24 protein-coding genes and 3 pseudogenes are annotated in these 22944 nt (G+C 40.6%); 13 read left to right on the top strand and 14 right to left on the bottom strand.

All coding sequences use genetic code 11. The annotated features are described in order from the left end of the window. Positions 1–45 precede the first annotated feature (45 nt). Positions 46–374: pseudogene (locus ACFN7Z_RS13015) on the top strand (IS3 family transposase); the annotation flags it as partial. A gap of 73 nt (positions 375–447) precedes the next feature. Here the strand turns inward: ACFN7Z_RS13015 and ACFN7Z_RS13020 are convergent. From ACFN7Z_RS13020 to ACFN7Z_RS13035, 4 genes are all read right to left on the bottom strand, one after another. Beyond that, positions 448–762, bottom strand: coding sequence for a putative quinol monooxygenase (locus ACFN7Z_RS13020; RefSeq protein WP_004812141.1), 315 nt, complete (start codon positions 760–762; stop codon positions 448–450). A gap of 332 nt (positions 763–1094) precedes the next feature. Then, entirely contained in the window at positions 1095–1925 is an 831-nt protein-coding gene (gene fghA, locus ACFN7Z_RS13025; RefSeq protein WP_058952258.1) for an S-formylglutathione hydrolase, read from the bottom strand. Positions 1926–2153: 228 nt separating this feature from the next. Then, a complete protein-coding gene (locus ACFN7Z_RS13030; RefSeq protein WP_005105874.1) occupies positions 2154–3266 on the bottom strand; it encodes an S-(hydroxymethyl)glutathione dehydrogenase/class III alcohol dehydrogenase in 1113 nt (370 codons plus the stop codon). 21 nt (positions 3267–3287) lie between these two features. Continuing rightward, positions 3288–3563 (bottom strand): metal/formaldehyde-sensitive transcriptional repressor, encoded by a 276-nt coding sequence (locus ACFN7Z_RS13035; RefSeq protein WP_001133624.1) that lies wholly within the window; start codon positions 3561–3563, stop codon positions 3288–3290. 467 nt (positions 3564–4030) lie between these two features. On the opposite strand from ACFN7Z_RS13035, the gene ACFN7Z_RS13040 reads away from it, so the two are divergent. Beyond that, the gene (locus ACFN7Z_RS13040) at positions 4031–5026 is read left to right on the top strand and encodes a zinc-dependent alcohol dehydrogenase family protein (RefSeq protein WP_034617118.1); all 996 of its coding nucleotides are present in this window, start codon (positions 4031–4033) and stop codon (positions 5024–5026) included. Then, positions 5016–6032, top strand: coding sequence for a zinc-dependent alcohol dehydrogenase family protein (locus tag ACFN7Z_RS13045; protein ID WP_058952259.1), 1017 nt, complete (start codon positions 5016–5018; stop codon positions 6030–6032). Before ACFN7Z_RS13040 ends, ACFN7Z_RS13045 begins: the two co-directional genes overlap by 11 nt. Before the next feature lie 50 nt (positions 6033–6082). On the opposite strand, the gene ACFN7Z_RS13050 is transcribed toward ACFN7Z_RS13045, so the two are convergent. Then, on the bottom strand, positions 6083–6982 hold the full coding sequence (locus ACFN7Z_RS13050) for a LysR family transcriptional regulator (RefSeq protein WP_058952260.1): 900 nt from the start codon (positions 6980–6982) through the stop codon (positions 6083–6085). A gap of 135 nt (positions 6983–7117) precedes the next feature. On the opposite strand from ACFN7Z_RS13050, the gene ACFN7Z_RS13055 reads away from it, so the two are divergent. From ACFN7Z_RS13055 to ACFN7Z_RS13065, 3 genes are all read left to right on the top strand, one after another. Continuing rightward, positions 7118–7858, top strand: coding sequence for an SDR family oxidoreductase (locus tag ACFN7Z_RS13055; RefSeq protein WP_001059479.1), 741 nt, complete (start codon positions 7118–7120; stop codon positions 7856–7858). 71 nt (positions 7859–7929) lie between these two features. Beyond that, positions 7930–8928: a zinc-binding alcohol dehydrogenase family protein gene (locus tag ACFN7Z_RS13060; RefSeq protein WP_058952261.1), complete on the top strand. Its 999-nt coding sequence runs from the start codon at positions 7930–7932 to the stop codon at positions 8926–8928. Between the two features lie 20 nt (positions 8929–8948). Continuing rightward, on the top strand, positions 8949–9233 hold the full coding sequence (locus ACFN7Z_RS13065) for a putative quinol monooxygenase (protein ID WP_058952262.1): 285 nt from the start codon (positions 8949–8951) through the stop codon (positions 9231–9233). Between the two features lie 165 nt (positions 9234–9398). Here ACFN7Z_RS13065 and ACFN7Z_RS13070 read toward each other — a convergent pair. Continuing rightward, positions 9399–10359, bottom strand: a pseudogene (locus ACFN7Z_RS13070) (IS5 family transposase). A gap of 43 nt (positions 10360–10402) precedes the next feature. Then, positions 10403–10501 (bottom strand): annotated as a pseudogene (locus tag ACFN7Z_RS13075) (DNA-binding transcriptional regulator); the annotation flags it as partial. A gap of 414 nt (positions 10502–10915) precedes the next feature. On the opposite strand from ACFN7Z_RS13075, the gene ACFN7Z_RS13080 reads away from it, so the two are divergent. The 3 genes from ACFN7Z_RS13080 (at position 10916) to ribA (ending at position 12754) form a co-directional block, all read left to right on the top strand. Then, on the top strand, positions 10916–11647 hold the full coding sequence (locus tag ACFN7Z_RS13080; protein WP_058952263.1) for a Fic family protein: 732 nt from the start codon (positions 10916–10918) through the stop codon (positions 11645–11647). 71 nt (positions 11648–11718) lie between these two features. Continuing rightward, positions 11719–11982, top strand: a complete 264-nt coding sequence (locus ACFN7Z_RS13085) for a hypothetical protein (protein WP_058952264.1) — start codon at positions 11719–11721, stop codon at positions 11980–11982. 169 nt (positions 11983–12151) lie between these two features. Continuing rightward, positions 12152–12754, top strand: a complete 603-nt coding sequence (ribA, locus tag ACFN7Z_RS13090; RefSeq protein WP_058952265.1) for a GTP cyclohydrolase II — start codon at positions 12152–12154, stop codon at positions 12752–12754. 126 nt (positions 12755–12880) lie between these two features. Here the strand turns inward: ribA and trpA are convergent, their stop codons facing one another. Together trpA and trpB are read right to left on the bottom strand one after the other, a co-directional pair. Beyond that, a complete protein-coding gene (gene trpA / locus ACFN7Z_RS13095; RefSeq protein WP_159151630.1) occupies positions 12881–13669 on the bottom strand; it encodes a tryptophan synthase subunit alpha in 789 nt (262 codons plus the stop codon). Next, positions 13666–14877: a tryptophan synthase subunit beta gene (trpB, locus tag ACFN7Z_RS13100; protein ID WP_058952267.1), complete on the bottom strand. Its 1212-nt coding sequence runs from the start codon at positions 14875–14877 to the stop codon at positions 13666–13668. Before trpB ends, trpA begins: the two co-directional genes overlap by 4 nt. A gap of 102 nt (positions 14878–14979) precedes the next feature. On the opposite strand from trpB, the gene ACFN7Z_RS13105 reads away from it, so the two are divergent. From ACFN7Z_RS13105 to ACFN7Z_RS13120, 4 genes are all read left to right on the top strand, one after another. Next, the gene (locus ACFN7Z_RS13105; protein ID WP_004976964.1) at positions 14980–15861 is read left to right on the top strand and encodes a LysR family transcriptional regulator; all 882 of its coding nucleotides are present in this window, start codon (positions 14980–14982) and stop codon (positions 15859–15861) included. 118 nt (positions 15862–15979) lie between these two features. Beyond that, positions 15980–16552, top strand: coding sequence for a nuclear transport factor 2 family protein (locus ACFN7Z_RS13110; RefSeq protein ID WP_171253723.1), 573 nt, complete (start codon positions 15980–15982; stop codon positions 16550–16552). Then, positions 16528–17028 (top strand): chalcone isomerase family protein, encoded by a 501-nt coding sequence (locus ACFN7Z_RS13115; protein WP_058952269.1) that lies wholly within the window; start codon positions 16528–16530, stop codon positions 17026–17028. Before ACFN7Z_RS13110 ends, ACFN7Z_RS13115 begins: the two co-directional genes overlap by 25 nt. A gap of 11 nt (positions 17029–17039) precedes the next feature. Beyond that, complete coding sequence (locus ACFN7Z_RS13120) at positions 17040–17732, top strand: response regulator transcription factor (RefSeq protein ID WP_058952270.1); 693 nt, start codon at positions 17040–17042, stop codon at positions 17730–17732. Here the strand turns inward: ACFN7Z_RS13120 and ACFN7Z_RS13125 are convergent. The 5 genes from ACFN7Z_RS13125 to ACFN7Z_RS13145 are packed head-to-tail and all read right to left on the bottom strand — an operon-like array spanning position 17729 to position 22940. Continuing rightward, positions 17729–19051, bottom strand: a complete 1323-nt coding sequence (locus tag ACFN7Z_RS13125; RefSeq protein WP_058952537.1) for a HAMP domain-containing sensor histidine kinase — start codon at positions 19049–19051, stop codon at positions 17729–17731. The genes ACFN7Z_RS13120 and ACFN7Z_RS13125 overlap by 4 nt on opposite strands. A 39-nt stretch (positions 19052–19090) precedes the next feature. Beyond that, entirely contained in the window at positions 19091–20140 is a 1050-nt protein-coding gene (locus ACFN7Z_RS13130; RefSeq protein WP_058952271.1) for a cyclopropane-fatty-acyl-phospholipid synthase family protein, read from the bottom strand. Positions 20141–20148: 8 nt separating this feature from the next. Then, positions 20149–20928, bottom strand: a complete 780-nt coding sequence (locus ACFN7Z_RS13135; protein WP_094148334.1) for a DUF1295 domain-containing protein — start codon at positions 20926–20928, stop codon at positions 20149–20151. Between the two features lie 24 nt (positions 20929–20952). Continuing rightward, complete coding sequence (locus tag ACFN7Z_RS13140) at positions 20953–22149, bottom strand: cyclopropane-fatty-acyl-phospholipid synthase family protein (RefSeq protein WP_058952273.1); 1197 nt, start codon at positions 22147–22149, stop codon at positions 20953–20955. Then, positions 22146–22940 (bottom strand): DUF1365 domain-containing protein, encoded by a 795-nt coding sequence (locus ACFN7Z_RS13145; RefSeq protein ID WP_058952274.1) that lies wholly within the window; start codon positions 22938–22940, stop codon positions 22146–22148. The genes ACFN7Z_RS13140 and ACFN7Z_RS13145 overlap by 4 nt, the downstream gene beginning before the upstream one ends. Positions 22941–22944 lie beyond the last annotated feature (4 nt).

Consider the following 22944-nt stretch of genomic DNA (forward strand, 5'->3'; position numbering starts at 1 on the left):
ATTTTTATAAAAATTATTTCATCTTGCGACTTGAGTGATGGTTAAACACATTCAGGCTTGTTCTATAACACTTTTATTATTGATGTATTTTCACGAGCGATTGTTGTATGGAAGGTATCAACATGTATGACTACTGACATGGTCGTGAACGCATTGGCTAAAACAGTGAATGACTCATACAAAATAACGATGATTAAATATTTTAAAAGCAGATTGGCACGGTTTAGCAGATGTACAAATGCGACAGTAAATTAGATAGATTGGTTCAATATAAAGCATGTACATAGCTGCATTCATTTATTTACCCTGTTTTGATATTGACCCATGTAAATGATGAGATTAAGCCATTAAATAAAGTAGCCCAACTTGAATAAAAAGCCTCCGACAAACCTCACAGGGTTGAAGTGCTGCCTTTCATTCGAAATTTCAGGCAGCACCCTCATACATTTAAGCGTCGGTATGAGCTGGTAGTTTACTCGCCAAAACATCTACTTTTTCAATTGATGGTGGCTCTGAAAATAGCTCATCGGCCTGAGCCATCAACGCAGCTGCAACCTTGCCAGATAAATGTGCTTGGCGACCCGCCTCATCAGGAAATGCATCAAAAATACCAAATGTTGTAGGTCCAAGACGTAAGCCAAACCACGCAACTGTCGCAGGTTCTTCCATTACAATAGGTAAACCGGCTTTAAGGAAAGCTTCCACTTCGTCTTCTTTACCCGGTTTAGCTTCAAGACGGACATATAAAGCTGTTTTAAGCATGACTAAAACTCCACAATTGATTAGAATTCAAACTGATTCTGTCATTGCTAATGTATGCATGTCAGAAAGTTTTGTTGTATAAAAGTTAAAAAACATCCCATAGCTGAGCCAAAATTTAGGTTTTTATTTCGACATAATGCTATGAATTTATTCAAGTTAATATCATTAACATTTGAATCAAAAAATCAAGATATGAGATGATTAAATTCAATCTTAGTTATATAAGGATCAATTGACTCTACCTTAGATTTATAAGCTGACCTCTTCATCTGGAAGTTATATTGCTCAAGAAGCATTCAAGAACAACATGCACATCTTCATATCTATGAAAGTTATTTAGCTAGGAATTTGCTGTGAAACTCTATATGTTTCTCTATAAAGCTCGCAATGAAGTAATAGCTATGGTCATACCCTTCTCTTAGGTTAAGTGTAAGAGGATATTCTTGTTCCAAACAAATATCACTAAGAAGCTTAGGTCTTAACTGTTCTTCAAGAAAATCATCAGCTGTTCCCTGATCGACTAAAATAGGTAAATGAACTTCATCGTTTTTGATTAATTCAATCGCATCATAGCTTTTCCATAAAGTTTCAGTTTCACCTAGGTAGTGTGTAAAAGCCTTTTTCCCCCAAGGTACTTGGCTAGGTGCAACAATTGGTGCAAAAGCAGAAATACTTTTATACAGCTCAGGGTTTTTTAACCCAATGACTAATGCACCATGACCACCCATGCTATGCCCCATAATGCTTTGGACTTGGTTGGTCGGAAAATTCAGGTCAATCAGATTTCTGAGCTCTTCCACAATATAATCATACATTTTGAAATGCTGTGACCAGGGTGCTTGTGTTGCATTCACATAGAATCCTGCGCCTTGGCCTAAATCATAATCTGCATGATCTGGTACATCCTCTCCACGTGGGCTGGTATCTGGTGCAACAATAATGACTTTATGTTCAGCCGCATACTTTTGTGCTCCGGCTTTAGTAATAAAGTTCTGTTCGTTGCAAGTCAGTCCTGATAACCAATATAAAACTGGCAACTTCTCATCTTTGTCATGAGGTGGCAGATATATTGAGAATTTCATTGAACAGTTTAATGCTATTGACTGATGGCGATACACTTCTTGCGATCCACCAAAAGAAGCATGTTTCTCAATTATTTCCATAATCAATTACCTATGTTGAGCAAGACTTCATGAGAAATCGAGTAAACAAAGAGTCTGACATTCTCCACAGAGAATACTGATAAAGATTTAAAATGTAGGCAGGTTTGTTGAACCTATACATGATGGATACATAGATAGATCTGTTTTACAGATGATGTGCCGTTTTAGAGGATTCCATGCATGTCAATCATGATTCACATGCATGGAAAAGTATAAGGTCTGACGGAATTATTCGTAATGAATTACAGTACGAATTGACTTACCTTCATGCATTAGATCAAAGGCTTCATTGATCTGATCCAAGCCCATCGTATGTGTCACAAATGGTTCTAATTGAATTTTACCTTTCATGGCATCTTCAACCATTCCTGGAAGTTGCGTACGACCTTTTACCCCACCAAAGGCAGAACCTAACCATCTACGACCAGTAACCAGTTGGAATGGACGGGTAGAGATTTCTTGACCTGCGCCAGCTACACCAATAATTACGGATTGTCCCCAGCCACGGTGTGCACTTTCAAGTGCTGCACGCATCACATTCACGTTACCAATACATTCAAATGAATGATCTACACCCCAGCCAGTCATTTCGACAATGACTTGCTGGATTGGTTTATCGTAATCTTTAGGGTTCAAGAAGTCCGTTGCACCAAACTCTTTTGCCAGCGCAAATTTATCTGGATTCATGTCAACTACAATAATACGCCCTGCTTTAGCTTGACGTGCGGCTTGTACGACTGCCAGACCAATACCACCTAAACCAAAGACCGCAACACTATCACCTTCTTGTACTTTAGCCGTGTTATGTACTGCACCGATACCCGTTGTTACCCCACAACCCAGTAAGCAGACATGTTCGTGATTGGCTTCAGGATTGATTTTAGCCAATGATACTTCTGCCACTACAGTGTATTCACTGAACGTTGAGCAGCCCATATAGTGGTAAATCGGTTGACCATTGTAGGAAAAACGAGTGGTACCATCTGGCATTACGCCTCTACCTTGAGTTTCGCGAACGGAAATACACAAGTTCGATTTTCCAGATTTACAGAATACGCACTCGCCACATTCAGCGGTGTAAAGTGGAATTACATGATCACCTGGTTTGACGCTAGTCACGCCTTCACCAACCTCAACTACGACACCAGCACCTTCATGCCCGAGAATAGCCGGAAAAACACCTTCAGGATCATCGCCAGACAAAGTAAATGCGTCTGTATGACACACACCGGTATGGGAGATCTTAATTAATACTTCACCTTTCTTTGGTGGTGCAACATCAACTTCAACAATTTGAAGAGGTTGACCAGGACCAAACGCAACAGCAGCACGTGACTTCATGGAATAATTCCTTATACAGATCTATTTTAAATATGATTTTAGAATCTTGGCGATTTCAGCCAATTCTTCTTTTCGTTGTTGTTCTGTGGTTTCACCTGATACTAAAGTGTCCTTTAAATGAACCTCCAACATTTCATTCATCAAACCATTAATAGCACCACGCACAGAGCATATTTGTTGCAGAATTGCACCACATTCCACATTGTCTTCTAACGCTTTTTCAATCGCTTGCGTCTGACCTTTGATCTTTCTGACGCGTAGAAGAATCTTTTTTTTGTCTTCAACCTGATTAGGCATCAGACCTCCTTATTTGCTAGCATTAATACTATAGTACCCCATAGTATAAAAAAAGCAATAATTTTTATAAATCGAAAATTAAAAAGATCTTTAGCGAAAATTTTCTATCCCTGTTTTTAGTTTTTTTAAATTAACATCATAGAGCTTATGCGAAAGTCACAAAAAAAATGGGACTTTTAGCTCCCATTTTTTATTTTGTCTCATGTTCTTTGTAATGCTGTGACCTTTTAGAATTATGTTTCAAATTTTAGCCACTTTGTAGATATTTTGAACGTTTCAAGCCTTGAAAATACTACCGACAGTTTAGATTAAACTGCCTTTACAGACTGTACTAGAATATTTTTAGTGAGCGGATGATGTTTACTATTCATTATTTAGGAATTATTAAATCCTATAAATATCATTTATTGGATTAATTTATTTTGGTACTGTGCATATCATCCCCTAGTTAAGAATAAGGAACAACTATGAATAAGATGATGAATGCTCTTATCCTAGAAAATTTTGGTGATCATGAATTTACACGTGTAGAACTCCCTATACCTCAACCAGAGGCTGGGCAAGTTCTAGTCCGTATTCATGCTAGTGGTGTAAACCCTATTGATTATAAAATTCGTCTTGGTGAAGCACCATATGCTATGCCAGAGCTTCCTGCCGTGTTGGGAACGGATATGGCTGGGGTTGTCACTGCTGTTGGTGAAGGTGTCACCCACTTCAACGTCGGAGATGAAGTTTACGGTCTGATAGGTGGCGTTCGTGGTCTTCAAGGATCTTTAGCAGAATATGTTGTAGCAGATGCTGATCTGATCGCATTAAAGCCACGCAATATCTCTATGCGCGAGGCAGCAGTACTACCATTGACGTTTCTCACGGCTTGGGAAGGTTTAGTGGATAATGCGAAGGTCCAACCAGGGCAAACTGTACTGGTTCAGGGTGGTGCTGGTGGCGTTGGCTATATGGTTGTTCAGCTTGCAAAAGCACTTGATGCAAATGTTTGGGCGACTGGTCGTACAGCTGATCAATCACTGATTTCAGAACTCGGTGCAACACCTCTCGATTACACAACAGCATCTTCCGATGACATTATTGCTGCAAGCCCTGAGGGTCAAGGTTTTAACATTGTTTACGACACTGTGGGTGGTCCAGTACTCGAAGCTTCACTTTCCATGACAACTCACTATGGCCACATTACCAGCTGTGCTGCATTTGGTAATCATAATTTAGCGAGTTCATCTCTACGGTGTGCCACAGTGTCTGGCGTATTCGTCCTAATGCCGATGTTAACAGGCAATCGCCGTGCTCATCATGGTGATGTCCTTAAGATCGCGACTCGTCTCGTTGAGGAAGGTAAACTGCGTCCTATTGTTGATCCTCGTCATTTTACTCTAGACCAAGCGATTGAGGCTCATGATGCTGTTCAAGATCGCTCTGCCAATATTAAGGTCGTGATTGATGTCATTTAACGCACTTCAGGCCAAGACTTGGCGCTTCAATTGTATTGGAGATACAGATGTTCTGACATTAGAAACACTTCCTGTTGCTTTACCAGCAGCAGGAGAAGTTCTAATCCAGATGAAAACGATCGGACTCAACCGGGCTGATGTAATGTTTCGGCGTGGGACTTATATTCAAAAGGCAGTATTCCCTTCTCGTCTGGGATATGAGGGAGCAGGCATAGTTCTGGCAATAGGTGAAGGTGTACGCCAATTTTCTCCAGGAGATGCAGTATCGATTCTTCCGACTGACAATCTAGCCAAATATGGGACATATGCGGACAAGCTTCTGATTCCAGAAACTTTTTTAGTTCACAAACCCGATAGTTTAAGCTGGGAAGAAGCTTCTTCAATCTGGATGCAGTATTTGACGGCTTGGGGTGGTGTAATCCATGCTGGTGGAGTTTCGAAAGGAAAAACGATCTTGATCACAGCAGCTTCAAGTAGCGTAGGACTAGCTGCGATACAGATCGCTGAAGCAGCGGGTGCTAAGGTCATTGCAAGTACACAGACGATAGAGAAAAAGCAACGTTTACTGGATCTCGGTGTTAAAAATGTTATAGCCAGTGAAGATGAACCAGATTTGTATGAGGCGCTTGTTTTACGTTTAGGTGGAGAACATCTTGATGTCGCCTTCGATGCTGTAGGAGGGCCACATATTGAACAGATTGCCAAAGCGATGTCTGTAGGAGGAACTATGGTTATGCATGGTGCGCTTAGCCCGGAGATCACACCATTTCCCCTTAAAGTTGCATTACGCAAGAGCTTAACCATGCGAGGTTTTTTGTTCCTTGAGGTTCTGCATGACCCTGTTCTAAGAGAGCAAGCCAGACGATTTATTCTTAGCAGTATAGGTGCAGGATATCTTCGTCCAGTGATCGACCGTTGCTTTAACTTTGAGAACATGCATGACGCTCAGCGCTATCTTGAATCAAATCAGCAAATAGGAAAAATTGTAGTTACTCTAAATACATGATGGTCTTATCTGATTTCTACTTTCTAGAAAAAAGGTTAGTTCCTTCTGATTCAGGTTTCTATATGGCCCAGCACTTCCACTAAGTAATCAAACAATGCTCGGATTCGCAAAGGTGTCGGGCCCCGCTGTGGACGATATAAATACAGGCGCCAAACGGGAGAGGTTTCCTCATGAAGTATCTGAATGAGCTTACCACTCCTAAGCCACGGCAAAACTAGAAATCCAGGCATGTGTCCGAATCCAACTCCAGCGAGAATAGCTTGAAATTCAGCTTCTAGATCATCTGTAATAAAACGAGGCTTTGATGGCGTGAAGCTTCGACTTTCGGTGAATGTCCATGGCCAGTAACGCCCTGTTTTATGATCGAATAGTGCTGTTAGAGGGTATTTATCAAGGTCAATAATTTTTTTGGGCATTCCAACCTTATCAATTAACTCTGGCGTACCCACAGAATAAAAATTCACTTTAGCCAATTCCCTTGCCACATATCGATTGTCCGGCAAAAATCCAAATCTGATCCCGATATCTATTCGCTCATCGATCACATCCGAGTGTGAATCTGTTAGCACACAATCCACGACAATATCTGGATAACGTGTGGCAAATTCTGCTAGTGCAGGTACTACCAATTTACGCCCTAACACAGACGACACAGTAAGACGGACAGTCCCACGCATTTCATCTCGTTTTTCCTTGGTGTCTTTTATAATCAGAGCATCAATCGATCCCACCGCAAAACGTGCTTGCTTTGCCAAACGCTCACCATCAGCAGTAATTTTAATTTGTCGAGTACTCCTGTAAAACAGAATCTCTCCGCGCTGCTCTTCTAGCTCCTTTATTGCCCGTGTCACTACCTGCGGGGAAATACCCAGCTGAGTTGCTGCCTCTTTAAAATTTCGAGACTCTGCTGCGACACAAAAGATACGCATCATTTCCAATTTGTTCTGCATGTCCAATCCTGTGGTCTGGTAATTATTCCGTAAATAGGAATTCTGAAAGATAATATTATTCATTTATTATATATAACAAGGCTGTAATACTTAACCCATCAAATATGATTACCAGATAGGTTGAAGGTTACTTGTATGAATAATATAGAAAATAAAGTTATTGTTATCACAGGTGCAAGTAGTGGTTTAGGTGAAGCTACTGCTCGCTTACTTGCTAAAAAAGGTGCAAAGGTTGTACTTGGTGCTAGACGTACTGAAAAATTAGAGGCTATTGTTCACGACATTCGTGCTGAAGGTGGTCAAGCTGAGTTTATTGGTATGGATATAACCAAACCACAGGAAGTACAAGCACTTATTGAAAAAGCATTAAGCGCATTTGGTCAAATCGATGTATTGGTAAACAATGCTGGATTAATGTCTATTGCACCATTAAGTGAGCTAAAAGTTGATGAATGGGATCGTATGATCGACATTAATATTAAAGGTGTTCTTTATGGTATTGCAGCTACCCTACCTGTTTTCCAAAAACAAAACTTTGGACACTTTATTAATCTCGCATCTGTTGCAGGGATAAAAGTATTTAGTCCAGGAGGTACTGTTTATAGCGGTACTAAGTTTGCTGTAAGAGCCATCTCTGAAGGACTTCGTCATGAAGTTGGGGGAACAATTAGAACGACTACTATTGAGCCTGGTGCAGTTGAGTCAGAACTAAAATTTGGTTCGTCTCATAAAGAAAGTTCAGAGTTTGTTACTGATTTCTACAAACAAGCTATACCAGCTGACTCAGTCGCTCGAGCAATTGCTTATGCAATTGAACAGCCTGCGGATGTAGATATTAATGAAATTGTTTTACGCCCAACGAGCCAAGAGTTTTAATAATTGAATAACAAAAAATGGGAGCACCTCGCTCCCATTTTTACTATATTTTTAAAGTTAAGGACAAATCTATGAAAGCCGTATCGTATGTTATCAATAACCATGATGATTTTAAAAATTCATTGGTAGATATTGAAAAAGCGAAGCCTACACTTAAGGAGCGTGATGTACTGGTAAAAGTTCAGGCAATCTCTGTGAATCCAGTTGATACCAAAGTGCGAAAAAATTCGTCTGAAGCAAATAATCGTATTTTAGGTTGGGATGCCGTTGGGGAAATTATTGAAGTTGGCTCAAAAGTTACCTCGTTTAAAGTAGGAGATTCTGTTTGGTATGCTGGCGATTTAACCCGAGATGGTAGTAATGCTGAGTTTCAAGCAGTCGATGAACGAATTATCAGTCTTAAACCAATTACAGTATCTAATGCAGAAGCCGCAGCATTGCCATTAACTGCTATAACGGCATGGGAAATGCTGTTTGATCGGTTTCAAATTTCAGAAACAGATGTTGGCAGTATTCTGATTATTGGTGGTGCAGGCGGTGTAGGATCAATTGCTATCCAACTCCTAAAAGCAAAAACAAATCTGACCGTTATAGCAACAGCTTCACGTGAAGAAACGAAATCTTGGGTGGAATCACTTGGTGCCGACCATGTCATTGATCATAGCAAAGATTTAAACGAACAAATCGAAGCACTAGGTATTGAAAAACCAAAATACGTCTTCTCTACAAATCATACAGAAACATATATCAAGCAAATAGTTTCTCTGATTGCACCACAAGGCAAGCTTGGATTGATCGATGATCCACAAACATTTGATATTATGCCGTTTAAGACTAAATCTATTTCTATCCATTGGGAGTTGATGTTCACTCGTTCAATGTATGAAACCGATGATATTGAAAAGCAAGGTGATCTGTTGCAACAGGTTGCCCAATTAGTTGACCAGCAAAAAATTAGAAGTACCCTCAACCAAAATCTAGGCAAAATTAACGCTGCAAACTTGGAGAAGGCGCATAAGTTGCTTGAATCAGGTAAATCAAAAGGCAAAATTGTACTAGAAAACTTCTAAAACAAACTTAAGGTGAAATAATGACTATTTCAGTAATTGCGAACATTAAGGCAAAATCAGATCAAAAAGAAACGTTAGAAGCGCTTTTAAAAAGTGTAATAGAGCCTACGCTTCAAGAAGAAGGATGCTTGAAATATGAGCTTTATATTAGCGAAAATGACTCGAGTAGATATTTCTTCTTAGAAGAATGGCGTAGCAGAGAGGATTTAGATATCCATATAGCGTCTGATTATATTCAAAGTTTATTTGGTAATATCCAATCGCTAATTGAATCAAGTGATATTGTAGAAATCAAAAAAATATAGCTGTATTCGGACGTTATGATGAAGTATTCTTCAAATTAACATAGAGACTTAGAAAGCTAACATAAAAATGGGAGCTCTAAACTCCTATTTTTTCTGGTTTTTTAAATTTTTAGGGCTTTGTTGCACAAAGATTTGAAAGGCAAAGCGCCCCTAATTAAGCCAAATTTAAGGCGTAACTTGGGTAAGTGGTCGACCTAATTCCGTAAATCTGTTAAGGACTGCTACACGTGCATGAATCTCATTGACTTGGCTATCAAAACTCCTTGCATTGAGTTTATCTCCTAATAATTTAATGCAGCGCATCTTAGTTTCAACTAAACTTCGCCGATGATAGCCTGACCATTTTTCCATAGTGTTTACCTGAGAAGCACTGCTTCGCAAGATTAACTGTTCGAAGTAATTCATTTCGCTCTAGCGAGCTGCTTGCTCTTTGTTTCTTTCCATGGTTTCGCATTTTTCTAGGTGGAATCACCGCATGCGCTTGCCGATCTGCAATGACCTGACGGCATTTCTTAGTGTCATAAGCTCCATCGGTATAAACAGAGTCAATCCGCTCATCTTGTGGAGTTTGATCAAGTAAATCACCAAGAACCTGTGAGTCACTGACATTATTTGTTGTAAGCTGAACTGCACGTATTTGCAGTGTTTCAGCATCTATATCTATGTGCAGTTTACGCCATTTTCGTCGATATTCAGGTCCATGGTTCTTGCGTTTCCATTTGCCTCATCTAGAAACTTCATGCCTGAAGAGTCCATGAGTAGATGCAGCCCATCGCTACTTTTTTGGTAGCTGATTGAAATATCAATATGCTTTTGTCTTCTACAAAGCGTGGTGTACGAATATCACTGATATTCGGGGCTGCTCAGCCGCAAAGTTTAATCAGACTTTGCATAAAGCCAGTGACCATACGTAAAGACAGACTGAATAAGGATTTAATCATTAAGCAGCATTGGATGGCTGCGTCGGAGTAGGTTTGATTTCGCCCTTGTTTGCCTTTTGATGGAGCATACCATTGCGTAGCAGGGCGAATTCAAACCAAATGGCAATATTTCCGCGACTAATGAGTGCTCGGTTATATGCGGGCCAATTGGTTGTACGATAAATTTTAGGTGTAGGCTTATTCATTTGAAAATTATATTGTGGAATAAACCTTAGATATAGGTTTGTGTAACAAAGCCGAGCTCAAATGAGACCCCATATTTAACATGGTCAAAATATTAGCTAAACGATCAGCTAATCGCTCATGAGTAGAACTATTTTGTTTCATCAATCAATAAGCAAATTTATGTGGGTGCATGGACAGATTGTGTCATCGTTATCAATCTTTTACTCTTATTTATTAAAAATTTTAAATGTTGTTTAAAGTTCATTTTATTTCATTAAATAATACAAATTCTCATCTTTTCTGATGGGATGGCGTCAATTAAACTCAACTCCTAAGCTATTGATTTAGTGAATTATAAAGTCAATAGCATTTTACCTATACCCATTTTTTACCCAAATTAGATTTAGTGCATTGAATCACAAAAATAATCTTGTTCAAATCCGAACTAAAGGATTTGAAATGGTGTACTCATTATACGATCTTTATAGCTCAACCAAAATATTATAATATAACATTACATTTTTGATATTTATTTTTTGATGTATTATTCAGAAAGACACATTCAGGGTTAAAGTTATGTTTGAAATTATTGATGATTTAAAGAAAAAATTAGATCAATATCGCCCTTTATCTCCTGCAATTGTAAAAAATTTACAAGAAGATCTTATTGTCCGCTGGACCTATCATTCAAATGCCATAGAAGGTAATACTCTTACACTATTGGAAACCAAAGTAGTTCTTGAAGGTATTACTGTAGGTGGAAAAGCGTTAAGAGAACATTTCGAAGCGATAAACCATAGAAATGCGATTTACTACGTCGAAGACATTATTCGTAAGGAAGAACCATTTTCAGAATGGCAAATTCGCAATATTCATCAACTTATTTTAAAAAATATTGATGATGAGAATGCTGGGCGTTATCGTCAGCAAAATGTATTGATTTCTGGTGCTACTACTACCCCTCCTGACTATACTTTATTAAATGACAAGATGGCTCAGCTAATCGATTGGTATAACCTTGAAGCATATAAACTTCACCCGATTGAACGTGCAGCCAAAGTACATGCGGATTTTGTGGGTATCCATCCATTCATTGATGGCAATGGTCGCACATCACGTCTTTTGATGAATCTGGAACTGCTTAAAGCAGGCTATCCACCCTGTGTGATTACTGTAGAAAATCGTTTAGCTTACTATGAAGCATTGGATCAATGGATGGCTTCTGGAAAGACTGAAGCATTTATTCGGTTAGTTTCAGAGGCGGTACAAGACGGATTTAAACCGTATCAAGTTGTTTTAGGAATATAGAACTATACTAACTTACATTTTTCTTCATTTATCTTTGCTTAAGACATTTTTGTTTATTCGGCCGGGATAGTATGCGCACAGCAAAAAAATTAAACCTTTGTTTATTAAAACATTTACAACCAACCTACTTCATTGTACCGCGAAAAGTTAGCAGGCTAAAAAATATTAATGGCAATGTATCTACATTACAGCTGTTAATGAACCTCAAGCTGCTGAATTCTGAATATCCACCTTGTATCATCAGTGTTGATAATCGATTGGCTTACTATAAAGCTTTAGATTATGGATGGCTTGTGGAAAACGAAGCTTTTGCATATTTTTATAAAAAATTCTAACCTCAATAAAATTATTCTTAATAACATTTCACATAAAATTCACTATTAAATACCTATACTTGAATTGGAAGTAAAACGCTGAAATTTAGAACCACAAAAATTTAGCAAGTGCTTTTAAGGTAAATTTAGTAATTTTACCAATTATAAATTTATATAGGTGTATTCTTCAATGGCTATAGAATTTGTTTCCAAATCAAAGTTACCTACAGCGTTTGGTGATTTTGAAATTATGGCATTTCAAGACCAAAGTACTGGTGAAGAACATATCGCTCTTGCCAAAGACATGGATACTATTTCTAATCAACCTGTACTCGTCAGAATTCATTCAGAATGTTTAACAGGTGATGCTTTTGGATCACTCAAATGTGATTGTGGTCCACAATTACACTCAACCATGAAGATGATTCATGATGCAGGTCAAGGTGTCATTTTATACCTTCGCCAAGAAGGCCGTGGCATAGGACTAACCAATAAAATTCGGGCCTACGCACTTCAAGACCAAGGACATGATACCCTTGATGCAAATTTATTATTAAACCTGCCAGCAGATGCTCGTAAATATGACATGTGTACCATTATGCTTGATTATTTACAAATAAAAGACGTCAAGTTGATTACAAATAATCCATTTAAAATCAAATCTTTGACTGATTTAGGAATCAACGTTGTTGAACGTATTCCTTTAAAAGTTGGCTTAAATATTTTTAACAAAGATTATTTAGAAACAAAGCAAAAACGTATGTCACATCTGTATGATAATAGTGATTTTTAAAAAGCAATTACTTTCAGTAAAAAAATCCACGTATAAAGTTCCATCTCCCTTTCGGGAGAAGGCTAAGATAAGATACTGTTTTATATTTAATTATTGTTTTAAAGAATACCTATGAAAGAAGCTGGCCTACTCTTTATTTTCTCTCAGGATTTGCGAAAAAACTGTGACTTTTTCTAAAGTCGCATTCATCCCCTTATTAAAAAAAGTATTGACAAGTGCTGAGCCAATGATAATAAGATCTACTTTATTGGCTAATGCTTTAACATGACTTTCATTTTTGATCCCAAAGCCAATTGCAACTGGAATATTAAAAATAGGCTTGATTTCAGCAATCTTTTTCTCAATATTGGGTAGATTTAAATGCCCCCCTGTTAAGCCATTTTCTGCAACATGATATAAAAAACCTGTCGCGCGCGCTGAGATTTGCTCTAACCTTTCAACTGGGGTAGTCGGCGCTGTCATTGCAATTAAATGCATATTTTTTTCATTTAATTGCACTTCAAAGTTTTCTCGATATCCATATGGAGCATCTAAAATCAATATTCCATCTATAAGATTTTCTGTATCGGCGACAAGTGTTTCGAAACCATATTGCATCATCGGATTTAAATAAGTCATAAAAATTATTGGTGTCTTGTCATCATGCAGCCTGATTGCTTTTACCAACTCAATGGTCTGTTTGACCGTTTGACCTGCACGTAATGCTCTAAGATGTGCTGCTTGAATGATCTCTCCATCTGCCACTGGATCTGAAAAAGGAATGCCAACTTCAATAATGTCAGCCCCAGCTTGACCTAATTGGCTCAACAGACGACAACTTTCTGCAAAATTAGGATCTCCAGCAGTAAAATAACAGACCAGACCGCTTCGATTTTCCAGTTTCAATTGCTCTAATTTTTGATCTAGACGGTTCATGCTGTAGCTCCTGCAAGATATTTTTTGACCGTGTTTAAGTCTTTGTCACCTCTGCCGCTTAAATTGACAATAATAATCTGTTCTGGCTGCATTTCTTGAGCAAGTTGAATCGCATATGCAATCGCATGAGAACTCTCAAGCGCAGGAATAATGCCCTCCTGTTGGCTTAAAAGCTGAAAGGCATTTACCGCTTCTTGATCGGTGATCGCCGTATATGTAACACGTCCTGTTTCAAACAGAAGGCCATGTTCAGGGCCAACACCAGGATAATCTAAGCCAGCTGATATAGAGTGCCCTTCTAAAATCTGCCCATCTGAATCTTGTAATAAATAGGTTAAATTGCCATGCAGCACACCGACTTGACCTTTGCAAATAGAGGCGGCATGTTCACCACTATTTGTTCCTTTTCCACCTGCCTCAACGCCAAACATTTTGACATTCAGGTCTTCTAGAAAAGGATGCATCAACCCTAGTGCATTTGATCCCCCACCCACGCAAGCAACAAGAGCATCAGGCAGCCTATTTTCTTTCAGGAGTATTTGGTTTCTGGCTTCTAGACCAATAATTTTCTGAAATTCTCTGACCATCGTCGGATATGGGTGAGGGCCTGCGCCAGTACCCAACAGGTAATAGGTTGTATCCACATGACGAATCCAGTCACGTAATGCTTCGTTCATGGCATCTTTTAAAGTCCCACGCCCTTTTTGAACACTTCTGACTTCAGCACCGAGTAATTTCATGCGCTCAACATTCATTTGTTGCCGCTGAATATCTGTTTCTCCCATAAAAATGGTACATTTCATCTTAAACAGCGCGCAAACCGTTGCTGTTGCAACACCATGTTGCCCAGCACCCGTTTCTGCAATGATTCTGGTTTTACCCATAAATTTGGCTAATAAGATTTGGCCTACACAATTATTGATCTTATGCGCACCCGTATGGTTCAAATCTTCTCGCTTGAAATATATTCGAGCGCCGCCTGCATAAGCTGTTAGGTTTTTTGCATAAAAAAGAGGACTAGGACGACCAACAAAGTCCGTTAAAATCTGCTGATATTCAGCCCAAAATTCAGGTTTGTGCCGAACAGTATTAAAGGCTTGCTCTAATTCTTGAAGTGCCGGCATTAAGCTCTCTGGCATGTAACATCCGCCAAATTGACCAAAAAATCCCAAGTCATCAGGACCATTACCTGTATAAGGGGTTGTCATCTCATATCTCTTTTACTATCAAAACTTGTTTGATCTTAAAATATTTTCATTTTTATGATAATTGATATATTTTGAGCTTATGGTGTTAGAGAATTTTACAACATGAAACGCAGAACATTACCTCCCCTTAATGCTTTAAAAGCATTCGAGGCTGTCGCCAGAAATAAAAGTTTCAGTTTAGCTGCGGAAGAATTGTGTGTAACCCATAGTGCGATTAGCCATCAAATAAAGCAGTTAGAAGAATGGTTGGATAAAAAATTGTTTATTCGACATTCCTCGACCATCTCTCTGACGGCGGATGCCGAAGAATTATCGCTAGTTTGTACGCAGCTTTTTAATCGTTTAGAACAATGCGTCTTTGAGTTAACAAATAAAACTTCAGAAGTAGAAGTTGTAATAGGCGCTTCTCATAGTTTTATGGCAAATTGGCTGATTCCTCGATTAGAAAAGCTCGAAGTCATTTATCCCAATATCCATATCAAATTAATGACATGTAATGACTTAAAATTGTTAGAAAAAGAGAAAGTTGACATATTTATCAATAGCGTCAGTGAACATCATCTACTTCCCAACTTTTTGAATAAATATCTGTTATTTCCCGATAACATGGGTCCTATTTGTAATCGTGAAATAAATCTTCTTCATTCCGTAAATGATCTTTTAAACTATCCATTACTTCATACCCACTCAAATAAAAGTGCATGGCATACATGGTTTGATCAGTTTCAAATAAGCTTTTCCCCAAAATCCAATGACCGTTATTTTGATAGTCTGAATTTAATGATAGAAGCTGCCGTGTCTGGGTTAGGAATTGCCATAGCACCTCAAATTCTAGTAGAAAAAGAAATGCTAAATGGAAAGATCATTGCCCCTTTTGGTTTTATCTATTGTGACTATAATTTTTATGCAATGGTCAGAAAAAATAACGAAAATCGTGATGTTATGAATATCATTGATTGGTTAATGGCCGAAGAAAAAAGTTAAACCTTTAATCTTTGATTTGAAAAATTCTATTCAATTGCTCATCTATAACCTCTATTTCACATTCTGTTCACGCTGTGCTGCCTAAGGTATAAACATACACTTCATACGGACACTGATGATGAGACTTGTAAAAACACTAATTGCTACAGCCTTATCCTTGCCGCTTCTGTTGTTAGCCGGATGTAAAAGTATTCCCAGTTATTCAGCCGATTACGTCCAATCCAGAAACGGTATTCAGGGGATAGCGCTGGATCAGGCTAAAGCTCAGGATATCGGCCTCCGCTTTACCTCAGCTTTTAATACCTTGGGCACACCAGAATTTGTGGAAAGAGCCGGATCGCTGTATGCCGACCAGCTGTTTATTAACGATACCCTATCGCAATTTTCATCCCGTCAAAATCTACTCGAGCACTTTCAAGGCATGAACAAACGGGTCAGCAAGGTCAGCGTCAAGCTGTTAAACGCTTCTTATCATCAGGACTCTGCCTATGTGCACTGGCATATGGCCTATGATTTTAAAATGTTCGGCACGACCCGCAGTATGGACTCTTACGGTATCAGTGAAATCAAGATCAACGAAAACAACAAGATTATTTTCCAGCAGGATTTCTGGGACCCTGCGAATGGCCTGTATCGTTCCCTGCCTTATGTTGGAGGGGTCTACTCATGGCTACTGCCTTTCAAAAAATAGCGATCAGCACGGCGTTAGTGATGGGATGTAGCTTCTGTCCATGGGCACAGGCACAAAGCCTGAATCAATGCGGCAATGGTCCGCTGATGGTGGGACAAAAACATGTCGGTGTGGCTAGTTACTTTGCGCAAAACTGTAATCAGCCTTGGCAAGGCCAAAACATGCAGATGGATTTTACCTATACGCAGAATATTCCGGAATGGGCATTTAAACGTGCGGCCACACATTTACTGAAACGTAATATTAAAGACGCAAAAATACATGCTCTATTCAACCCAATCACTGATTTGTATCGTCCGGTCAAATCAGGTGACCTGTACCGTTTAAAATACAACCATGCTACACAGACCCTGAGCTTATCCTTGAACCAGCAAGGTTTAGGGCAGCTTAAACATCCTCTGGCACAACAATATTTTAATATATGGCTGGGTCCCCAGCCATTTAGTGCTAAATTAAAACAGCAATTATTAAATTAGTATCTGCCGCTATGTCGAAACATTTTATCCTGATGGTTGAAGACCATTATGAGCTGGCCTCTACCCTATGCGAGTTTCTGGAAGAACATGACTTTGTGGTCGATCATGCCCGCAATCTGAGTGCTGCTAGACAATTACTGAAACAGCAACGCTACCATATCTTGCTACTTGACATTAATTTGCCTGATGGTTCTGGTTATGAATTGTGCGAGTGGTTACGCAATGAAGAGGGGTTAGACTTACCTGTCTTGATGCTTACCGCTCGGGATACCTTGGATGATAAACTCAAAGGCTTCAATTCCGGCACGGATGATTATCTGGTCAAGCCCTTTGACTTTAACGAGCTGGTAGTTCGGGTCAAGGCCCTGATCAAACGTTCCATGGGTGAAGTATCTAGCAGTCGTCTGCAAATTCATGACCTAATTTTGGACACGGCAACACAGCAACTAACTCGAGCTGGGCAGAACATTGAATTGCCTCCGATTCAGTTTAAACTTTTGAAGTTACTGATGCGTCATTCTCCTAAAGTACTGACCAAACAGGAAATTATGATGCAGCTTTGGGGTGACGAAGAGCCAGAAAGTGATGCTCTGCGCAGTCATATCTATAATTTACGCAAAATGGTCGATAAACCCTTTGAACAAAAGCTGATTCACACCATATCTGGGATTGGTTTAAAGATTGCTCTCGAAGATGAAGCCTAATTTAGGTACACAACGACAATCAGTCCAGTGGTGATTGCTAGATCAACATCCTGATGGGTATTGAGATAATACTGCCGATCAAACAATTCCACTCGCCAGCCAAGCTGCTTGCACAACTTCTGTACCAATTGCAGTCCAATGCCATGACCTTTGATCTCTAATTGCAATTGCTGCCCCGACAGTTCTTGCACCTTTGAGTTATTCGGTAAAGGAATGCCGACACCATTATCTGCAATCAATACTGTATTTTTTTGCAAAATGACATCAATTTCTGTGCCTTGTGAATAATTCAGCGCATTGCGCAGAATATTGCCAAACACCATTTTGGTCATCGACGGGTAAAGTTTACGTGGCTGTTCGTTTAGATCTTTTTGAAAATTTATCCGCATGCCTTTGTTATGGCTAACACTATCCAGATCCTGAACTAAATTTTCCAAACATTCTGAAAGCATAGTTGATTCAGCGGTTAAAGTATTGGTGGTATTGCGGGCGATAGCCAGTAGTGTGTCAACTAATAGTTGCATGTCTTCAATGGTGTTGTTCAGGCGAGTAAATGATTTATTGTCCCCATAGCGTGCCTGACACAACTGCACATTGCCTTTTAAGATGGTAAGTGGTGTGCGAAGCTCATGACTGACATCACCAGTAAATTCACGTTCACGCTGAATAAACTCGCTTAATACCTGATGATATTTTTCTAGCGCCTGCTTCAGATATTCCGCTTCCAGATTTGAATCAGTCCGGATGTCATGAAACGGTGAAGCCTGATTTTTATAATCTTCCCAATCAATATGTTCCAGTGCGTTGGCAAGCCTTGTAATGGGAGAAAAATAGCGCCGGGCACGACGGTTCCACCACCACAGCACACTATATAGCACAAACAGGCTGACCATCAGCGGTGCCAGACCAAACAGCCACACCAGCTTGTTGACGTTGCTTTCACCAAACACCAGCAGCACATGCTGCCCATCTTTTTCGCCATAAACGGTCATGCGTTCCTTACCATCGACAAAATGCCGATTCACCCCTTGCTCAAGTGACATATTCTTAAATTGGGAGGGAGACACAGTGTTCCAGCGGTAACCATACAGGTTTTTGGTATCGGGCAATTCTGCGGCAGGATTACGTTCTAATCGCTGCCAGTAGTGTGACATTTCCTGTTCTAGCGCCGTTCTGAGCAAAGAACCTTTGATTACCCAAGCACTACAGCCAATCCCAATCACCACAGACAGGGCAATGAATCCGATTTGCAGCCAGTAGTAGCGGTTAAACACCTCACCCAGAGGATGATCGTGTTTGTCCCTGAACAGCTTTAACATTGGTGCATTCCCCGCTACCCCATCCGATTCGCCATTCAATTATACGGTTTTCTTTTTAAACAGAAAGTGACCGATCACCCACTCGCGTCCATGGTCATAACCAAATAGCTCGGCACAGGCCATAAAGAAAATCCGCCAGCGCTGCCACCAGATTGCGGCATCCGCGCCATAAGTTTTTTCAAATAAGGGCTTTAGCTCGGCCTGTTTACCATCCATATTTTCTAGCCAAGCATTTGCGGTACGTTCATACTGCGTACCCGCCCATTGCCAGTGCTGTTCTAGCTGTAAATGCTGCTGAAAATGTAGGAAAGTTGAGGCTGCTGGCATCAAACCACCACTAAAGAAATATTGCGACATCCAGTCAAACTCATTTTTGACTTCAAACGGGTAATGCAAGAAACGATGACAGAAAATATGACACCACAATAAGCCATCTGGTTTGAGCCAAATACTAATATTTTCAAACAGTTTTTGATAGTTGCGTACATGCTCAAACATCTCCACTGATACCACACGGTCAAATGACGCAGGTTCAAGTTGCAACACATTGACATCACAAGTGATCACATTAAGGTTATCCAGTTTTTTTAAACGGGCTTGTTCCTGAATATACTCGCGCTGGGTTGAAGAATTTGACACGACTGTAATACGGGCCGTTGGATAATGCTCGGCCATATACAGACTCAAAGATCCCCAACCGCAGCCAATTTCCAAAATATCCTGCCCGTCTTTCAGTTGTGCTCGCTGGCAATAGCAGGCAAGCGCAGCTTCTTCGGCTTGGTCTAGCGTCATATCGGCATGTTCAAATAGACTCGCGCTATATTTCAAACGCTTACCGAGTACTGCCTGAAAAAATGCGGTCGGCAGTTCATAATGCTGCTCATTGGCTTTGTCTGTATCAATGGCAATTTCGCTGTTTTTCAGCATGGTCAGCACATCCATATAGCGCCGGGCTGCCAGTGCTGGGTCAAAGCGTCCTTCCTGTGCCAGACGTTTTTTGCTTAGGCTGCGAATGCCCGCGCGAATCACCGAATCGGGCAGCTTGCCGCTTTCGACCAGTTTTAAAGATTGTTGAATCATAAAGTCCATGTATTTACCTACTGTTTGGGTGGCCACGGAATAAACATTGAAGTTCGTCGTTGATAGTCTTTATAGTTGTCACCACGGTGGGTGAGCGCCTGTTGTTCACTAAAGGGAATCCCGGTGATGTAGTACAGAAACAGCCACATCAGCAGTGGATAAATCCATAATTCATAGCATCCTGCTGCCAGACCGAGCACTGGATAAGCAAACCAATGCAGCCATTCAAAGAAATAATTCGGATGGCGCGAATATTTCCACAGACCCTGATCCATGGTTTTACCTTGATTCTGTGGATCTAGCTTAAAACGGTAAAGTTGCTGATCGGCAGTGCTTTCGCCTATCAAAGCGGATAGCATGATCATGCCCGCCACAATCACAGTGACCAAAGTCCAGTCATTCCATTGCTCGGTCGAGATACTTAACAACTTCAGCATTGGGTAAGAAAATAGTAGAGCCAAACCTGCCTGAAATATAAAAAACACCAGAAATCCAAGATGCTGATAATCCCCCATCGCTCGGCGCATGTTGGCATAACGCGTGTCTTCTTGGGTTTCATTGGCATAGCGCCGTAACAGATGCCAAGTCAGCCGTGAAAACCAGATCCCACTCGCCAGTCCCAGAAATAACCGAACCAACATCGGCGCACTGTCAATCACCCAAGCGGCAATAATCACATTAAGGGCAATACTGAAACTCCAAGCGACATCGACTAGCCCTGCTCTGCGGTTATAGGTCACCAACACCCAGTTACAGAGCATGATGAAGACATTGAACAAAAATAAATCTAGCAGCATGTCGCCCTCCTGTTTTATTTCTGCTTAGTAAGCACTGGCTTCAAACAGCAAATGCACATCACTGATCACACCTTCCCTAAAACCACCTTCGCAATAACACAGATAAAAATCCCACATGCGGATAAAACGCTCATCAAAATCAAGTTGCAGTACTTGATCACGCTGCTCCAGAAAACGCTGACGCCAACACTTCAGGGTTTGTGCATAGCTTTGACCAATATCTTCCAGATGTTTGAGACGAAGTTTTTGCTCAGAAGCCGTTTGCGTCATAACACTGATACATGGAATAAAACTACCGGGGAAAATATAACGCTTAATGTAATCCACCGTATTTAAAGCTTTAACATAGCGTGCATCTTCAATCGTAATCGCCTGTATCAAGGCTAGACCATTCGGCTTGAGGAGCTCGCGGCATTTTCGGAAATAAGTTGGTAAATACTGCTCACCTACGGCCTCGATCATTTCAATGGACACCAATTTGTCGTATTTACCCTCGAGTAAACGGTAGTCCTGAAGCTGTACAGACACCCGATGAGACAGCCCTGCTTCAGCAACTCGGGCGAGTGCTTCATCGTACTGAGCTTTGGAAATGGTAATGGTGGTCACCTTACAGCCATAATGCTGAGCCGCATAAATGGCAAAGCCTCCCCAGCCGCTGCCAATTTCAACCAAATGGTCCATCGGTTGCAATTGAAGTTTTTGGCAGATCAATTCTTTTTTATAATCTGAAGCTTGTTCCAAGCTCATACAAGGGTCTTTAAAGACAGCACTGGAATACATCATGCTGGAATCTAAGAACAATTTAAAAAAATCATTGCTCAAGTCATAATGCTCAGCAATATTCTGACGACTACCATCAATCGAATTCTTGCGGGATTTATACCAAGCCTTAAGTGCCAACTGGCTAGCTTTGGCCACTACATTTTGATTCATCCGATCAAGCACATCACGGTTACGTGCCAAAATGCGGATCACATCGACCAGATCTTCACTGCTCCAGTAGCCACGGATAAAACCTTCGGCAGCACCCAGTACACCATTACGGAACAGCAAATCCATCAGACGAACATCATGCACCTGTATCACCGCCTGTAAATCGCTATTTTCCCCGACAGCCCCGTTCCAGACGCCTTTAAAAATCAGCTGACCATGGCGTAATTTCAGCAGGTGGCGCAGTACCACCGGCAGTGTGCTTTGCTCTCCCATGAATAGTGTCTTCATCGCAATGTGTTTCCTTTTTCTTTTTTAGGATGTCGATAAAATGGAATTTTCTTTTTCCATAAACGAAAGGCGTGCAGATAAATTCCGCTGACCATCCTGAAGGGTTCAAGAACTTTCAGTACAGCATAACGATGCTGCTGTGAAGGAACCGTGATGGCCTGCAAGGAAAATTTCAGGGTGGCATCGAATTGCAAGATTCCCTGCTCAAACAGCTGCATATGAATCACGTTCTGCCGATCCGAAAAGCTGAAGCGCCAGCGATAATCCAGCCCCATCGGCATGAACGGCGACACATGAAAGGCCTTTTTAAAGTCAAACTGGTGACTCTGGTACGGCGCATATTCGTCTGGATTGTTCCGGCAATCGTGAATGTAGACCTGTCGTTCATTCCACGGTGTGTTGGTGATTTCACTCAGCACAAAGAGCAATTGGTCAGTGGCATCAAAGATCAGATAAAACACTACGGAATTGAAACGGAAACCCAGTGTGCGCGGCAAGGCCAGCACCCGGATGGAAGCGGCATGCGGTAACAGATAGTTTTCCCGCTTGATTAGCAGGCGTGCAACTTTCTGCCGGATTGAACCACATTCCATGCTCAGAAAATCGCGCTCATCCAGAGTCAGGAAATTCCAGCGGTTAGATGACCACAGCCAGGATTTACCGGTAAAGGTCGCGAGCTGATCCGGATCAAACCATAGATAGGTTAGCTGGGTCTCAAAAGCATGGGCTTTGGGCAAATAACGTCGGTGCCGGATTTCGGCAGAGGCAATCGCCAGTGGATACATCTGCATCATG

The organism is Acinetobacter sp. P1332 (assembly GCF_044057475.1).
GTDB classification, from domain to species: Bacteria; Pseudomonadota; Gammaproteobacteria; order Pseudomonadales; family Moraxellaceae; genus Acinetobacter; species Acinetobacter johnsonii.

Excerpts from the sequence above, each read along its gene's own strand:
- trpB (WP_058952267.1), bottom strand. The coding sequence starts at position 14,877 with ATGACAACCCCTTATACAGGTAATGGTCCTGATGACTTGGGATTTTTT.
- ACFN7Z_RS13050 (WP_058952260.1), bottom strand. The coding sequence starts at position 6,982 with ATGCAGAACAAATTGGAAATGATGCGTATCTTTTGTGTCGCAGCAGAG.
- ACFN7Z_RS13110 (WP_171253723.1), top strand. The coding sequence starts at position 15,980 with ATGAGACTTGTAAAAACACTAATTGCTACAGCCTTATCCTTGCCGCTT.
- ACFN7Z_RS13040 (WP_034617118.1), top strand. The coding sequence starts at position 4,031 with ATGAATAAGATGATGAATGCTCTTATCCTAGAAAATTTTGGTGATCAT.
- ACFN7Z_RS13120 (WP_058952270.1), top strand. The coding sequence starts at position 17,040 with ATGTCGAAACATTTTATCCTGATGGTTGAAGACCATTATGAGCTGGCC.
- ACFN7Z_RS13135 (WP_094148334.1), bottom strand. The coding sequence starts at position 20,928 with ATGCTGCTAGATTTATTTTTGTTCAATGTCTTCATCATGCTCTGTAAC.
- ACFN7Z_RS13145 (WP_058952274.1), bottom strand. The coding sequence starts at position 22,940 with ATGCAGATGTATCCACTGGCGATTGCCTCTGCCGAAATCCGGCACCGA.
- ACFN7Z_RS13130 (WP_058952271.1), bottom strand. The coding sequence starts at position 20,140 with ATGGACTTTATGATTCAACAATCTTTAAAACTGGTCGAAAGCGGCAAG.
- trpA (WP_159151630.1), bottom strand. The coding sequence starts at position 13,669 with ATGAACCGTCTAGATCAAAAATTAGAGCAATTGAAACTGGAAAATCGA.
- ACFN7Z_RS13060 (WP_058952261.1), top strand. The coding sequence starts at position 7,930 with ATGAAAGCCGTATCGTATGTTATCAATAACCATGATGATTTTAAAAAT.
- ACFN7Z_RS13030 (WP_005105874.1), bottom strand. The coding sequence starts at position 3,266 with ATGAAGTCACGTGCTGCTGTTGCGTTTGGTCCTGGTCAACCTCTTCAA.
- ACFN7Z_RS13020 (WP_004812141.1), bottom strand. The coding sequence starts at position 762 with ATGCTTAAAACAGCTTTATATGTCCGTCTTGAAGCTAAACCGGGTAAA.
- ACFN7Z_RS13140 (WP_058952273.1), bottom strand. The coding sequence starts at position 22,149 with ATGAAGACACTATTCATGGGAGAGCAAAGCACACTGCCGGTGGTACTG.
- ACFN7Z_RS13045 (WP_058952259.1), top strand. The coding sequence starts at position 5,016 with ATGTCATTTAACGCACTTCAGGCCAAGACTTGGCGCTTCAATTGTATT.
- ACFN7Z_RS13065 (WP_058952262.1), top strand. The coding sequence starts at position 8,949 with ATGACTATTTCAGTAATTGCGAACATTAAGGCAAAATCAGATCAAAAA.
- ribA (WP_058952265.1), top strand. The coding sequence starts at position 12,152 with ATGGCTATAGAATTTGTTTCCAAATCAAAGTTACCTACAGCGTTTGGT.
- ACFN7Z_RS13080 (WP_058952263.1), top strand. The coding sequence starts at position 10,916 with ATGTTTGAAATTATTGATGATTTAAAGAAAAAATTAGATCAATATCGC.
- ACFN7Z_RS13125 (WP_058952537.1), bottom strand. The coding sequence starts at position 19,051 with ATGTTAAAGCTGTTCAGGGACAAACACGATCATCCTCTGGGTGAGGTG.
- ACFN7Z_RS13105 (WP_004976964.1), top strand. The coding sequence starts at position 14,980 with ATGAAACGCAGAACATTACCTCCCCTTAATGCTTTAAAAGCATTCGAG.
- ACFN7Z_RS13055 (WP_001059479.1), top strand. The coding sequence starts at position 7,118 with ATGAATAATATAGAAAATAAAGTTATTGTTATCACAGGTGCAAGTAGT.
- ACFN7Z_RS13035 (WP_001133624.1), bottom strand. The coding sequence starts at position 3,563 with ATGCCTAATCAGGTTGAAGACAAAAAAAAGATTCTTCTACGCGTCAGA.
- fghA (WP_058952258.1), bottom strand. The coding sequence starts at position 1,925 with ATGGAAATAATTGAGAAACATGCTTCTTTTGGTGGATCGCAAGAAGTG.
- ACFN7Z_RS13085 (WP_058952264.1), top strand. The coding sequence starts at position 11,719 with ATGCGCACAGCAAAAAAATTAAACCTTTGTTTATTAAAACATTTACAA.
- ACFN7Z_RS13115 (WP_058952269.1), top strand. The coding sequence starts at position 16,528 with ATGGCTACTGCCTTTCAAAAAATAGCGATCAGCACGGCGTTAGTGATG.